Raw genomic sequence first — 13027 nt, 5'->3', positions numbered from 1 at the left:
TTCACCCCACCTTAGGAAATTTCTGAATTTTATTTAAGTATAACATGTAATGTAATTGAAATAAATGTAATAATTCGATAAATTAGAGAAAGAGAATAAATAAAAAGGCTGACATGCATCCTTCCATCAGATACTATGTCAGCCTTTAAGTTACGATTAAATTAATTAGTCTTCTTTAATAACTTCTTCATACTTCTCAGCAGATAATAACTCATCAAATTCTGATTCATTAGATGGTTCTACAACAATCATCCATGCATTTTCGTATGGTGATTCATTGACAAATTCAGGGCTATCCTCTAATTCTTCATTTACTTCAACAACTTTTCCACTAATTGGTGCATATAATTCTGAAACAGTTTTAACTGATTCAACACTTCCGAAAGGCTCATCTGATTCGATTTCGTCTCCTACTTCTGGCAGCTCAACAAATACGATATCCCCAAGTTCAGATTGTGCAAAATCTGTAATCCCGATGCGTACTTTGTCGCCTTCTTTTTTTACCCATTCGTGTTCTTCTGAATATAATAAGTCTTTTGGTAAGCTCATTGAAATCCCTCCGTTAATTCATTGCAATATTACTATACAAGGTAATAGCATTTATTTCTAGTATTTCATCTTATTTTTGTAGCCAATTTTCATTGAACGTCTCTTCCTTGAATCCAACTGTAACTTTCTGTCCATCTGTTACAATTGGGCGCTTGATCAACATACCATCAGAAGCAAGTATTGTTGTCATTTCATCTATCGTTGCGTCCTTTATTTTGTCCTTAATATTTAATTCACGATACTTTTTACCACTTGTATTGAAAAACTTTTTGGCAGGTAAATCACTCACTTCAATCAAATCTAGTAGTTTTTCTTTTGATGGTGTCTCGTCCACAATATGTATGCTAGTATAGTCTACTTTATTATCATCTAACCATTTTTTAGCTTTCTTACATGTACCGCAATTAGGGTACCAGTAAAATGTTAATGCCATATTTAGACCTCCTTAACTATTTATTTTGTTTACATTTATTATAGCAAACTTCGAGGTAGGTGGTCGATGGAAATCTCAATCACAAAAGTTTACTCAATATTCACGCATAAAAAAGGCTGTATCCGAAGTGGTATGCTATAATAATATGTAATAGAGTAAATTTTGGAGGGATTGCTATGGGCAATCGTAACAATAAAAACAGGGACAATCCCAAAGATAATATATTAAAGGAAAGTGGTCTAACATACGAAGATTATGCATCAATTGACGATGGTAATCGCTATGAATTGGTTAGAGGACAATTAGAACTATTGAGTCCCGCACCATCAATCCCCCATCAATTGATCAGCTTTGAAATGCAAAAAAATATTGCACGAAATTGTGAGTCAGACTACATCATATTATATGCGCCTGTTGACGTAATTTTATCCCCTACCGAAGAAGTGCGGCAGCCTGATCTTGTTCTTGTAAACCGAAAGCGTGTAGATATTTTAAGCAAAAAAGGGGTGGAGGGTACACCAAATCTTGTGGTTGAGATCCTTTCATCTTCATCATTAAAACGAGATAAAATAGATAAATTAAAAACATATGCACGTTATCGTATCCCAGAGTATTGGATAGTAGAACCTACTAGTGGCATTTTAGAGGAATATATAATTCAAGATGAGCAATATGAACTTTTCAACATATTCCAAGGTGATGAAATTGTTCATTCCCCAAACATTCCTTGCATTTCTTTTACCATGGCAGAAATTATGAACAGCATACCCGAGATTCGAGATTAAAAGTATCCCCCCTTGAACAGGGGGGTGATTTTATTTACACAATATACTTCTCTTCCTCAATAATCTTAGCCGCGATTTCACGCTTTTTAGCAATTACATTTGTTGGCGTATGACGGGTTAACTTACGTAAGGATGATAACATCATACGTAACGTATCACCAGATTCTACCGCAATTAATGTTTCTTTTGCATCCGCTTCTATACGGTTGAAAGCTCCTTGTACGTAAACTTGTGTGTAAAGAAGTTTTTGTTTATTCTTCTCTTCGCCAGATTTAGAAATTGCTTTTTCTGTACGAAGAATTGCTGATTCCATGTTATATACTTCCGCGGTCATATCGGCAAGATTTACAAGAATTTCTTGTTCGTTTTCTAGTTTTTGCATATATTTCTGTGCAGCTAAACCAGCACCAAGTAAGACCATTTTCTTCGCATTTTTCAAAAGATATTTCTCCTGCGCTAACGCTTCATCACCTGGTTCTTCAGGCATCATCATCATAAGTTCTTCTTGTAACCCCTGCGCTTTTTGAAGAAGTGGTAATTCACCTTTCATTGCTTTTTTCAGCAAGGTGCCAGGTACGAGCAAACGGTTGATTTCGTTTGTTCCTTCAAAAATACGGTTAATACGAGAATCACGGTACATTCTTGCTACTTCATATTCTTCCATGAAGCCATATCCACCATGAAGTTGTACCGCTTCATCTGCCACGTAATCCAGACATTCTGTTGCCGTGTACTTATTCATGGAGCACTCAATTTGATATTCAGCAATTGCACGCGCTACCTCACGACCATCTTTCAATTGTTCATCAGTTAAAGCTCCCATGCGTTGTTCAAACAAGCCAACTGTACGATAAACGGCACTTTCATTTGCATACGTTCTTGCAGCCATGGTTGCCAATTTTTCTTGTGTTAAAGAGAAACTGGAAATAGATGTTCCAAACTGTTTACGTTCGTTAACGTATTTGGTTGCTACTTCAATACCGCGTTTCGAACCACCAACACCACCGATTGCCAATTTATAGCGCCCTACATTAAGAATATTAAATGCAATAACGTGCCCGCGACCCTTTTCACCAAGAAGGTTTTCAACAGGAACCTCCGCATCCTCTAATATTAACGTACGAGTTGACGAGCTTTTGATTCCCATTTTGTGCTCTTCCGGACCTGTAGATACACCTGGGAATTCGCGTTCAACAATAAACGCAGAGAAATGGTCACCGTCGATCTTTGCATAGACTACGAAAACATCAGCAAAAGCCGAGTTCGTGATCCATTGTTTCTCACCATTTAATATATAATGTGTTCCTGCATCGTTTAATTTAGCAGTAGTTTTTGCACCTAACGCGTCTGATCCTGAACCAGGCTCTGTTAATGCATATGCTGCAAGCAACTCACCAGTTGAAAGCCTCGACAAATATTTTTCCTTTTGCTGATCGTTACCGAAAAACACTATCGGAAGTGAACCGATACCAACATGTGCACCGTGTGTTACTGAAAATCCGCCAGCACGTGAAAATTTTTCGGTAATTAAGGAAGAACTGATTTTATCTAATGCTAGACCACCGTATTCTTCAGGTACATCTGCACCTAAAAGTCCTAGTTCACCAGCTTTTTTCAATAGATCAACAGAATGTTCAAATTCATGATTCTCCAAATTTTCAACCTTTGGTAACACTTCTTTTTCCACAAAATCTTCAGTAGTTTTAGCGATCATATGATGTTCATCTGTGAAATCTTCTGGTGTAATAACATCATCACCGGTTAAATCCTCAATTAAAAATGCTCCACCTTTAAATAACTTTTCTTTTGTTTCACTCATATTAATCGTTCCTCTCTATTATGAAATATAAATTTCAAAAAACTAGACTACAAAAGTTCAAATACGCCAGCAGCTCCCATACCACCGCCAATACACATTGTAACGACACCATAATGAACGTTACGACGTTTCATTTCATGGATAAGACTTAATGTTAATTTTGTACCTGTCATGCCAAGTGGATGACCAAGTGCAATTGCGCCTCCATTTACGTTTACGATGTTCGAATCTAAATCGAGTGCTTGAATAACGCGAACCGATTGAGAAGCAAACGCTTCATTTAATTCAAACAACCCGATATCAGAAAGCTCTAGTCCTGCAATTTTTAATGCTTTTGGAATAGCTTCTACAGGTCCAACTCCCATAATCTCCGGTTCCACACCAGCTACGGCAAATGAACGGAATTTAACAAGTGGGGTTAACCCTTCTGCAACCGCTTTTTCACGATCCATTAAAAGTACCGCTGCTGCACCATCACTCATTTGTGATGAGTTACCCGCTGTTACCGATCCTTTCACGTGGAATGCTGGGCGAAGTTTAGCTAAAACATCTACAGTTGTTCCTCGGCGAACACCTTCATCCATTTCGAACATATAATTTTTCTCTTCAATTTTGTTGTTTTGTCCAACAATACGCTCAGTTACCTCGACAGGAACAATCTCATCATTAAACTTACCTTCTTGAATTGCTTTTGCTGCGCGCTCATGACTTTGGACAGCAAACGCATCCTGGTCTGCTCGTGAAATGCCAAAACGATTAGCTACTTCCTCAGCAGTGTGTCCCATTCCCATATAGTATCCTGGAGCATCTTGGACAAGCTTAGAATTTGGCTTGATTACGTGACCCCCCATCGGGATCAGACTCATTGATTCTGTTCCACCAGCTATCATCGTATCACTTGCCCCGATCATGATCCGTTCAGCCGCAAAAGCAATACTTTGTAATCCTGATGAACAATAGCGATTGATTGTAACACCTGGTACGGTATTTCTTAGTCCAGCTAAACCTGCAATATTCCTTGCTACGTTCATACCTTGCTCTGCTTCAGGCATTGCTGTTCCAATAATGACATCATCAATGTTTCCATCGTAGTTTCCTGCACGCTTTAACGTTTCCTTTATTGTTAGAGCCGCTAAATCATCTGGGCGAGTATTCCTTAGTGACCCTTTATTTGCTTTTCCTACAGGGGTTCTTGCACCTGCAACAATAACTGCTTCCTTCACCTTTCTTCCCCCTCTTCTATTAATTAATTACGTAATGGCTTCCCTTTAACTAGCATGTGTTGCATACGCTGCTGCGTCTTTGGTTCACCAATTAAACTCAAGAATGCTTCACGCTCTAAATCTAGCATTACTTGTTCATCAATTAATGTACCTTCTTTAACGCGTCCACCTGATAAAACATATGCTAGTTTTTCAGCAATTTTCACATCATGATCAGATGCATAGCCACTTAATTGTAGTGATTTCGCACCAAGCAACATGGCAGCGTAACCCGGATCACCAACCACTGGAATTTGTTCACGTTGTGGAGCTTGATAACTTGCTTTAGCTAGTGATAACACCCTTTCTTTTGCATCACTTAACAAGTGATCAGGATTTACACTAATAGCATCATTATTATTCAAAAATCCATTTTCACGAGCTTCAGCTGCAGATGTTGAAACTTTTGCGGTAGCAACTTTTTCAAACACATCATTTGCTACTTTAGATAAATCAAAATCAACACCTTTTGGCATGTTACGTAGCTGCTTCAAATAAAGCTCTTTCGTTCCGCCGCCACCAGGAATGAGACCAACACCGAACTCAACAAGTCCCATGTATGTTTCAGCAGAAGCTTGGATCGATGTAGCTGGTAAGGAAACTTCTGCTCCGCCACCAAGTGTCATATTAAATGGTGCCGTAACAACCGGCTTCTCAGAGTATTTTATATTCATTGCCATGTTTTGGAATTGACGCACTACCATATCTAACTCAAAGAAGTTATCATCTTGTGCTTCCATTAGCATCATTGCAAGATTAGCTCCAACACAGAAGTTCTTGCCTTGATTTCCAATAACAAGCCCTTCATAGTTTTTACTTACTTCGTCAAGCGCAAAATTAACCATTTGGATAATATCCAGACCGATAGCATTACTTTGTGAATGGAATTCCAGTCCAGCAACACCATCTCCTAAATCTATAAAACTAGCACCCGTATTCTTTTTAATGACCCCATTAACATCTTTTAAACGTTTTAAATTAATCTCTTTTTTATTGAAACTTTGTTGTTTATACACTCCATTATCATAATAATAAACATTGCCATTCTCTGTTTTATAAAAGGATTCTTTACCATCTTCTATGAGTTTAAGCACCCATTCAGGTATCGTTTCGCCTTCTTCTTGCATCCGCTCAACTGATTTGCCAAGACCGATCGCATCCCAGGTTTCAAATGGTCCAATTTCCCAGCCGAATCCCCATTTCATTGCCTGATCAATAGAGACGATATCATCAGCGATTTCACCAACCAAATTTGCTGAATAAGTTAACACTGGCTTTAGAATGGACCACACAAGGTCACCCGCTTTATCTCCTTTTGCCGATACAAGCGCTTTCAATTTACGGTGTGAGCCTTTTTCCTGCTTCACCATTTCAGTTGCAGGAGTTTTTAATTTTTTACGATCCTCGTATTCTAGTGTTTTTGGATTCAATTCATAGATTATGCTTCCACTTTTATCTTTTTTCTTTAGGAAGAAGCCTTGACCGCTCTTAGAACCAAGCCAACCGTTTTCCTGCATTTTTAAAATAAAGTCAGGTACATCAAATATTTCTTTTTCAGCACCTTCAACTTGATCATAAACATTTTTTGCTACATGAATGAATGTATCCAATCCTACAACATCCAATGTACGGAAAGTAGCACTTTTTGGACGCCCAATCATTGGTCCTGTAACCGAATCGACTTCACCGACACTAAAGCCGCCTTCAAGCATTTTTTGCACAGTGACAAGCAGGCCATATGTACCGATTCGATTGGCGATAAAGTTCGGTGTATCTTTTGCTTCAACAACGCCTTTGCCAAGAACATTTTCACCAAATGTTTTCATGAATGCTAAAACTTCCGGATTCGTATCCTTTGTTGGAATAACCTCAAGCAACTTCAAATAACGTGGTGGATTGAAAAAGTGTGTTCCAAGAAAATGCTTACGGAAGTCCTCTGAGCAATCAGCAGCCATATCTTCTACTGAAATCCCAGATGTATTGGAACTAACAATTGTGCCTGCTTTACGATATTTATCTACATTTGCAAATACTTTTTTCTTAATATCCAAGTTTTCAACTACAACTTCAATAATCCAGTCAACTTCTGCCAATTTTTCGATATCATCATCCATATTACCAACCTCGATTAAATCAAGGCTTTTTTTTGTCGTAATTGGAGATGGTTTTTGTTTAATTAGGGCTTTTTTACTTTGTGCTGCCATGCGATTACGTACAGCGTGATCTTCTAGTGTTAAACCTTTCTTTTCTTCATCCTTTGTTAATTCCTTTGGTACAATATCGAGCATAATCGTTGGGATTCCAACGTTAGCCAAGTGGGCAGCAATTCCAGACCCCATAACTCCAGAGCCTAACACCGCGGCGCGCTTGATTGTTCGTGTCATGATTTGTCCCCCTAACCCATTTTGAATGAATACTCATTCATTTTGTTGCGAAAAATAAAAGATAGTTCCCTATCCATCTAATGCATATTATAAATTAAATTCTGACATTTCGCAATACAAACGAATGAAAAAATTTTAACTAATTTTAAAGTTTATGACATTTGTCTCCAAGAACGAGAACAACCGCTGTTTAACCTTCATTCACATCCATTATAGTATTGAAACCGACCATACATATGTTAGAGAAATAATGAATAATTATAGTAGTAAAACATAATCGTAATCATTACTGTTTACAAATCGTAATCATTACGGTATTATAATTTAGGATTACACATTTGAGGGGGACCATACATTGAAAAAAACAGTTATATTATTTCTATCTATTCTATTAACGATTGTTATTGCCGGTTGCAGTTCTTCCACAGAAGACAACAATACTGGATTAACTATTTATACATCAATTTATCCAATTCAGTATATAGCAGAACAAATTGGCGGCGATACGTTAAACGTAAAATCTATTTATCCACCTGGTGTTGATGCACATACGTACGAACCGACAACGAAAGAAATGACATCTATTGCTTCAAGTGATGCATTTATTTATATGGGCGCTGGTATGGAAGGCTTTGCAGAAAGTGCTGCGGATGCATTACAATCAGAGAACGTTGAACTAATGGAATTAGGTAAAAATGAAGAGTTATTCCACACAGAAAAAGAACTTTCAGAGGAACATGCTGATGACGGACACCATCATGGTGACCATGATCCGCATATTTGGCTTGATCCATTGCGCATGGTTGATATGGCAGAAATGATTAAAGACAAATTAATTGAATTAAATCCTGATAAGACAGAGCAATATACGGATAACTTTGTCACTTTAAAAGATGAACTAGTAGCATTGGATAAGCAATATCAAAAAACTTTACAAAATAAAGATAACAAAGAGATTCTTGTTTCCCACGCTGCATATGGGTACTGGGAAGAACGTTATGGATTAGACCAAATTGCTATCAGTGGTTTAACATCAAGCGATGAACCATCACAAAAAGAACTGACACAAATAATCGATGAGACAAAAGAGCTAAACATAAACTATGTAATATTTGAACAAAACGGGACTGATCGAATTTCTAAAGTCATTCAGGAACAAATAAATGCTGAAGCATTGTATATTCATAACCTTTCTGTATTAACCGATGATGATATTAAAAATGAAGAGGATTATCTGTCCTTAATGAAACAGAATTTAAAAGTACTTGATAAAGCAACCGAGTAAAGAGGTGTAATCAATGACTGAATCCATTGTCACAATGAAGCAAATACACTATGCCTATGAATATAAAGAAGTCTTAACGAATATAAACTTTGAAATACCACGTGGAGCTTTTATGGGATTAGTCGGACCTAATGGCGGAGGTAAAACTACTCTTATTAGATTAATTTTAGGACTCCAGAAACCTGATCATGGTTCCATATCCCTTTTCGATAAATCGATTGACAAGTTTAAGGAATGGAACCAAATTGGCTTCGTATCACAAAAGTCCAATACTTTTAACAAAGGCTTTCCTGCAACAGTATTCGAAGTAGTATCAATGGGGTTAACTGCCAAAGTTGGGTATTTAAAATTTTTAACAAAACACCATAAGGAAAAAATTTCACAAGCAATTGACCAAGTAGGTATGAGTGAATATGCTCATCAAAACATCGGAAATTTATCCGGCGGACAACAGCAACGAGTTTTTATCGCCAGATCGTTGGTTAATAATCCTAAACTGCTCATACTAGACGAGCCAACTGTTGGTGTAGATAATGACAATGTACAACGGTTTTATAAATTATTACATCAATTAAACAATAAACAAAACATTACATTATTACTTGTTACACATGATACTGGTATCATAACGGAACATGCTACCGATATTGTCTGTTTAAATAGAACGTTGCATTTTCACGGAGATCCGAAAGAATATACTTCATTGACAAATCGTGACTTATCACAAATTTACGGGCATGCGGTAAGCATCGTTTCACATGATCATTAAGTTGGAGGAAAACAGCTATGCTATCAGATATTTTAGAATATGATTTTCTTAGAAATACATTTTTAACCGGTCTACTAATTGGTGTAATCGCTCCACTACTAGGAACGTTTATTGTTGTACGACGCTTGTCCTTAATAGCGGATGCATTATCTCATGTTACACTTGGTGGTATAGCATTCGGATTACTGTTAGAGAAAAAATTTGCCACGACAATCATCACGCCACTATATGGTGGTATGATTTTTTCCGTCATTGGGTCAATATTTATTGAGAAGCTTAGAAGCGTTTATAAAGCATATGAGGAGCTTGCGATACCTATTATTTTATCTGGGGGGGTTGGGTTAAGTCTTATTTTCATTTCCCTTGCTGATGGATTTAACACGGAGCTTTTCAACTTTTTATTTGGTTCCGTTTCGGCAGTGAGTCAAAAGGACTTTTTGTCAATAGTAGGGATTTCAATTTTTGTTATAATCATTATCGTTCTATTTTATAAAGAATTATTTACATTGTCTTTTGATGAAGAACATGCAAAAGTTTCAGGGATTCATGCAAAACGAATCCATTTATTATTTATCATACTGACCGCATTGGTTATCGCCGCATCCATTAGAATTGTTGGTGTGTTGCTCGTATCTGCATTAATGACATTGCCAGTCGCCTCTGCCATGAGATTGGCAAGAGGTTTTAAACAAACAATTATTTTATCTGTTATTTTTGGAGAATCTTCTGTTATTCTCGGATTATTCTCAGGTTATTATTTTAATATACCACCTGGAGGAACAATTGTACTTGTTTCAATTATTATTTTATTACTTTCAATAAGTGCAAAGCGTCTTACTTTTAATTCAAAAAGAGAGAGGGAATCAGCGTGAATATAAATGAAGCTATCGATCTTTTGAAGGAAAAAGGATACAAAACAACTGGAAAACGAAAAGATATTCTTACTTTTTTTGAGCAAGCTGATGGTTACCGTACAGCAAAGGATCTTATTCAGCATTTAGAAACGACTTACGAAGGTATAAGTTTTGACACAGTATACCGAAATTTACATTTATATAATGAAGTAGGTATTTTAGAAACAACTGAATTAAATGGAGAAAAACTATTTCGAATGAATTGTACACATCACCATCATCATCATTTTATCTGTAAAGATTGTGGTAAAACTAAAGAAATTGATGTATGTCCAATGGAAGAAGTAGTAAGTGAGTTAGCAAATTATGATATAGAAGGTCATAAGTTTGAAATTTACGGGGTATGTCCAGCATGTCAAACCGTATGAGTAATCTCCATTCCTTTAAACTTTATATTGCAGTTGGGATAGGTGGAATGATTGGAGCTATTGGTAGGTATGTTATTTCACTTTTATTCCAAGCAAGTGAAGTATTCCCTTACGCAACGTTGATTACGAATTTAATTGGTTGCTTTTTGTTAAGCTTTGTATTGAACAAAGGACTGATAAATCAAAAACTATCCCCTGAAATGTTCGCTGCACTGGGGACTGGAATGATTGGAGCGTTCACAACCTTTTCCACATTTGCCGTTGAAACAGTTGAACTATGGCAAACAAATCATTACCTCTCTATTCTATATATAGTACTTAGTATTTTCGGTGGACTTGGATTTTGTTATCTCGGTTTTATGTCTGCTAGGGGAAGAGAGGTTCTGTCATGAGTTTTCTCTTCGTGGCTATAGGTGGATTTTTCGGTAGTATGCTTCGTTTTTATATTTCAGTTAAAGCTAAAAAACATCTGTTTGGCACATGGATTGCTAATATAACCGGTTCTATTCTATTAGGTATAACGGTACATTTTCATATAACGAATCAATTATCAGAAATAGTTTGGCTATTAAGCGGTATTGGATTTTGTGGTGCCTATACGACTTTTTCTACTTTTGGGAATGAAACATTACAGCTTATTTTTGATAAAAGATATGGAGTTGCTACTGGATATATTGCTAGTTCTCTAGTTGTTTCATTGTTTTTTGTATATACCACATTAGTTGTAATGTAAATAAGAGAGTTGGATCATTGCCCAACTCTCTTATTTAAGCAAATACTTCTTCAAGTACTCTTGATTCTTCATGATCCAGCATATTCTTCTGAATTACATTATCAACAGACTTGTTCATTTGTGCTTCCACATTATGTGATGCATCCGCTTCTCCAACAACATAAATTTTTTCCCATTCATGATCCTTTGCTAATTTGTCCAGTTTTGGCGCAATACTTTTATACCATCTATGTTTATTCGCCTCATAGCGGTCTTTGAAATTATCTTGCTGCAAACCTTTCCCACCTTTTCCCATTGAAGCATCCGCTTTATGTGGTCCGGCAAATTGACGCCACTTATCCGTGTCTATATCCAGATTATAATGTGTAGTATCCTGTATTTCACCTAACTCCGCTTCTATAACTTTAACATGATCCTGCTGAACGAGTATAACACCTGATTTTGGAAATGCCTCATACATAGCCTTTAATTGTTCTAATTTTGGTGTCTCCTGCCAATAAAATTCTGTTTTTACTCGCATTTGTACACGGTAGGCGAACCAAATATCTTCATCAGCTGTGGCAAACAGAACAATTCCTTTTCGAAAATTTTGTTCATTGCCGCGAACAAATTTTTCTACCTTTTGTCTAACTTGTTGAAAATTTTTTAATTCCTCTTTATTATTATCTTCTTCCAGATATTGTTCAAAATTGCGCATTCCATTTTTAAAATGGATTTTCCATTCCCCACCTTGTTGCTCGGGATCAGAGGGATCTGTATTCAAATACATCGTTAAAACTTTATTCGTATTATCTTTTCGTACCTTTTCCAGCTTTTTGATTTGTTCATGTAAATCCATTAATATCGGCACTCCTTTTTTACTATTTTAGTAATGTGTAGCCGATATTATCATATGATAAACATCGTTTAGGAGATTAACTTTAAACCAACTGCCGACAACAAAATCATGCTGATAAATAAGATCCTTCGCCAATTCTTCGATTCCCCAAAAACAAACATTCCAACTAGTGCACTACCAACAGTTCCAATTCCAGTCCAAACTGCATAAGCAGTACTCATCGGAATGGTTTCCATGGCAATGGATAGGAATACAAAACTTAACAAAAACCCGCCAAACAATACTAGAAACGAACTCGTGTTTTTTTTCTGATTTACTTGATTTATTCCTAATACACCTACTACCTCGCCCACACCAGCAATGATTAGATAAATCCAAGCCATTATGCATTCTCTCCTTCATCGGTTGTTTCTATTGTAATTGTTTTAAGGCCGATTACACCATACAGTAACAGTAGGATTAAAAATACCTTCATCAGTTTGAATGGCTCTCCAAATACAGCAATTTCAAAAATAACTGTTCCAGCAGTTCCAATACCGGTAAACACCGCGTATGTCGTACCTACTGGAAGCCTTTTGGTAGCTACAATTAATAAATGCATACTCATGTAAATAGCAATTGCAGTTAGAACCCACGTTCCAATATTGTATGCGTGCTTTAAACCAACTACCCAGCCTATTTCAAATAACCCTGCAATAAATACTAAATTCCAATCTCGTTTCATATTATTAGCACCTCTATAATTATCCAAATAAAAGCCCGGAACGATATCTGACATCGATATCCTCCCGGGCTTTTGTCCCTCCGTGTACACAAACGTGCGTTTTCTCTTGGACCAGACCAATAAATAACATTGCGGAACCCTAGAAAACTTTTATTATTTTAAAG

15 protein-coding genes and 1 riboswitch are annotated in these 13027 nt (G+C 36.6%); of the genes, 7 read left to right on the top strand and 8 right to left on the bottom strand.

Translation table 11 applies throughout. The features are described 5' to 3' along the window. Positions 1-165 precede the first annotated feature (165 nt). Positions 166-549, bottom strand: a complete 384-nt coding sequence (gene gcvH / locus CS937_RS18755; RefSeq protein ID WP_099159983.1) for a glycine cleavage system protein GcvH — start codon at positions 547-549, stop codon at positions 166-168. Between the two features lie 70 nt (positions 550-619). After that, complete coding sequence (locus tag CS937_RS18750) at positions 620-982, bottom strand: arsenate reductase family protein (RefSeq protein WP_099159982.1); 363 nt, start codon at positions 980-982, stop codon at positions 620-622. Positions 983-1158: 176 nt separating this feature from the next. On the opposite strand from CS937_RS18750, the gene CS937_RS18745 reads away from it, so the two are divergent. Further along, positions 1159-1767 carry a Uma2 family endonuclease gene (locus tag CS937_RS18745; RefSeq protein WP_099159981.1) on the top strand — a complete coding sequence of 203 codons (609 nt, stop codon included), beginning with the start codon at positions 1159-1161 and terminating at the stop codon, positions 1765-1767. A gap of 34 nt (positions 1768-1801) precedes the next feature. Here CS937_RS18745 and CS937_RS18740 read toward each other — a convergent pair whose 3' ends face one another. The 3 genes from CS937_RS18740 to CS937_RS18730 are packed head-to-tail and all read right to left on the bottom strand — an operon-like array spanning position 1802 to position 7232. After that, the gene (locus CS937_RS18740) at positions 1802-3586 is read right to left on the bottom strand and encodes an acyl-CoA dehydrogenase family protein (RefSeq protein WP_099159980.1); all 1785 of its coding nucleotides are present in this window, start codon (positions 3584-3586) and stop codon (positions 1802-1804) included. A gap of 47 nt (positions 3587-3633) precedes the next feature. Further along, positions 3634-4809 carry an acetyl-CoA C-acetyltransferase gene (locus CS937_RS18735; RefSeq protein ID WP_099159979.1) on the bottom strand — a complete coding sequence of 392 codons (1176 nt, stop codon included), beginning with the start codon at positions 4807-4809 and terminating at the stop codon, positions 3634-3636. Between the two features lie 23 nt (positions 4810-4832). Continuing rightward, entirely contained in the window at positions 4833-7232 is a 2400-nt protein-coding gene (locus CS937_RS18730) for a 3-hydroxyacyl-CoA dehydrogenase/enoyl-CoA hydratase family protein (protein WP_099159978.1), read from the bottom strand. A 355-nt stretch (positions 7233-7587) separates the two neighbouring features. On the opposite strand from CS937_RS18730, the gene CS937_RS18725 reads away from it, so the two are divergent. From CS937_RS18725 to CS937_RS18700, 6 genes are read left to right on the top strand one after another with little or no spacing between them, the layout of a single operon-like run. After that, complete coding sequence (locus CS937_RS18725) at positions 7588-8517, top strand: metal ABC transporter solute-binding protein, Zn/Mn family (protein WP_099159977.1); 930 nt, start codon at positions 7588-7590, stop codon at positions 8515-8517. A gap of 13 nt (positions 8518-8530) precedes the next feature. Beyond that, the gene (locus CS937_RS18720; RefSeq protein WP_099159976.1) at positions 8531-9286 is read left to right on the top strand and encodes a metal ABC transporter ATP-binding protein; all 756 of its coding nucleotides are present in this window, start codon (positions 8531-8533) and stop codon (positions 9284-9286) included. A 17-nt stretch (positions 9287-9303) separates the two neighbouring features. Further along, positions 9304-10158: a metal ABC transporter permease gene (locus CS937_RS18715; protein ID WP_099159975.1), complete on the top strand. Its 855-nt coding sequence runs from the start codon at positions 9304-9306 to the stop codon at positions 10156-10158. Beyond that, on the top strand, positions 10155-10568 hold the full coding sequence (locus CS937_RS18710) for a Fur family transcriptional regulator (protein ID WP_099159974.1): 414 nt from the start codon (positions 10155-10157) through the stop codon (positions 10566-10568). Before CS937_RS18715 ends, CS937_RS18710 begins: the two co-directional genes overlap by 4 nt. Then, positions 10553-10960, top strand: coding sequence for a fluoride efflux transporter CrcB (gene crcB / locus CS937_RS18705; protein ID WP_245835807.1), 408 nt, complete (start codon positions 10553-10555; stop codon positions 10958-10960). The genes CS937_RS18710 and crcB overlap by 16 nt, the downstream gene beginning before the upstream one ends. Further along, the gene (locus CS937_RS18700) at positions 10957-11301 is read left to right on the top strand and encodes a fluoride efflux transporter FluC (protein ID WP_099159973.1); all 345 of its coding nucleotides are present in this window, start codon (positions 10957-10959) and stop codon (positions 11299-11301) included. The genes crcB and CS937_RS18700 overlap by 4 nt, the downstream gene beginning before the upstream one ends. 34 nt (positions 11302-11335) lie before the next feature. On the opposite strand, the gene CS937_RS18695 is transcribed toward CS937_RS18700, so the two are convergent. The 3 genes from CS937_RS18695 to CS937_RS18685 all read right to left on the bottom strand — a co-directional run bounded on the left by CS937_RS18695 (position 11336) and on the right by CS937_RS18685 (position 12863). After that, positions 11336-12139, bottom strand: a complete 804-nt coding sequence (locus CS937_RS18695; protein ID WP_099159972.1) for a VLRF1 family aeRF1-type release factor — start codon at positions 12137-12139, stop codon at positions 11336-11338. A gap of 68 nt (positions 12140-12207) precedes the next feature. Continuing rightward, positions 12208-12522 carry a DMT family transporter gene (locus tag CS937_RS18690; RefSeq protein WP_099159971.1) on the bottom strand — a complete coding sequence of 105 codons (315 nt, stop codon included), beginning with the start codon at positions 12520-12522 and terminating at the stop codon, positions 12208-12210. Further along, positions 12522-12863 carry a DMT family transporter gene (locus tag CS937_RS18685; RefSeq protein ID WP_099160118.1) on the bottom strand — a complete coding sequence of 114 codons (342 nt, stop codon included), beginning with the start codon at positions 12861-12863 and terminating at the stop codon, positions 12522-12524. The genes CS937_RS18690 and CS937_RS18685 overlap by 1 nt, the downstream gene beginning before the upstream one ends. A gap of 59 nt (positions 12864-12922) precedes the next feature. Then, positions 12923-13017, bottom strand: a riboswitch (guanidine-I (ykkC/yxkD leader). Positions 13018-13027 lie beyond the last annotated feature (10 nt).

Origin of the sequence: Virgibacillus ndiopensis, assembly GCF_900187325.1 — a bacterium.
Classification (GTDB): Bacteria; Bacillota; Bacilli; order Bacillales; family Amphibacillaceae; genus Virgibacillus_E; species Virgibacillus_E ndiopensis.
The sequence above is the reverse complement of the archived record's forward strand: the minus strand, read 5'-3'. Positions and strand labels throughout refer to the sequence as shown.

Coding starts and splice junctions, on each gene's coding strand:
- gcvH (WP_099159983.1), bottom strand. CDS start 549: ATGAGCTTACCAAAAGACTTATTATATTCAGAAGAACACGAATGGGTA.
- CS937_RS18750 (WP_099159982.1), bottom strand. CDS start 982: ATGGCATTAACATTTTACTGGTACCCTAATTGCGGTACATGTAAGAAA.
- CS937_RS18745 (WP_099159981.1), top strand. CDS start 1,159: ATGGGCAATCGTAACAATAAAAACAGGGACAATCCCAAAGATAATATA.
- CS937_RS18740 (WP_099159980.1), bottom strand. CDS start 3,586: ATGAGTGAAACAAAAGAAAAGTTATTTAAAGGTGGAGCATTTTTAATT.
- CS937_RS18730 (WP_099159978.1), bottom strand. CDS start 7,232: ATGACACGAACAATCAAGCGCGCCGCGGTGTTAGGCTCTGGAGTTATG.
- CS937_RS18720 (WP_099159976.1), top strand. CDS start 8,531: ATGACTGAATCCATTGTCACAATGAAGCAAATACACTATGCCTATGAA.
- CS937_RS18715 (WP_099159975.1), top strand. CDS start 9,304: ATGCTATCAGATATTTTAGAATATGATTTTCTTAGAAATACATTTTTA.
- crcB (WP_245835807.1), top strand. CDS start 10,553: ATGTCAAACCGTATGAGTAATCTCCATTCCTTTAAACTTTATATTGCA.
- CS937_RS18700 (WP_099159973.1), top strand. CDS start 10,957: ATGAGTTTTCTCTTCGTGGCTATAGGTGGATTTTTCGGTAGTATGCTT.
- CS937_RS18695 (WP_099159972.1), bottom strand. CDS start 12,139: ATGGATTTACATGAACAAATCAAAAAGCTGGAAAAGGTACGAAAAGAT.
- CS937_RS18690 (WP_099159971.1), bottom strand. CDS start 12,522: ATGGCTTGGATTTATCTAATCATTGCTGGTGTGGGCGAGGTAGTAGGT.
- CS937_RS18685 (WP_099160118.1), bottom strand. CDS start 12,863: ATGAAACGAGATTGGAATTTAGTATTTATTGCAGGGTTATTTGAAATA.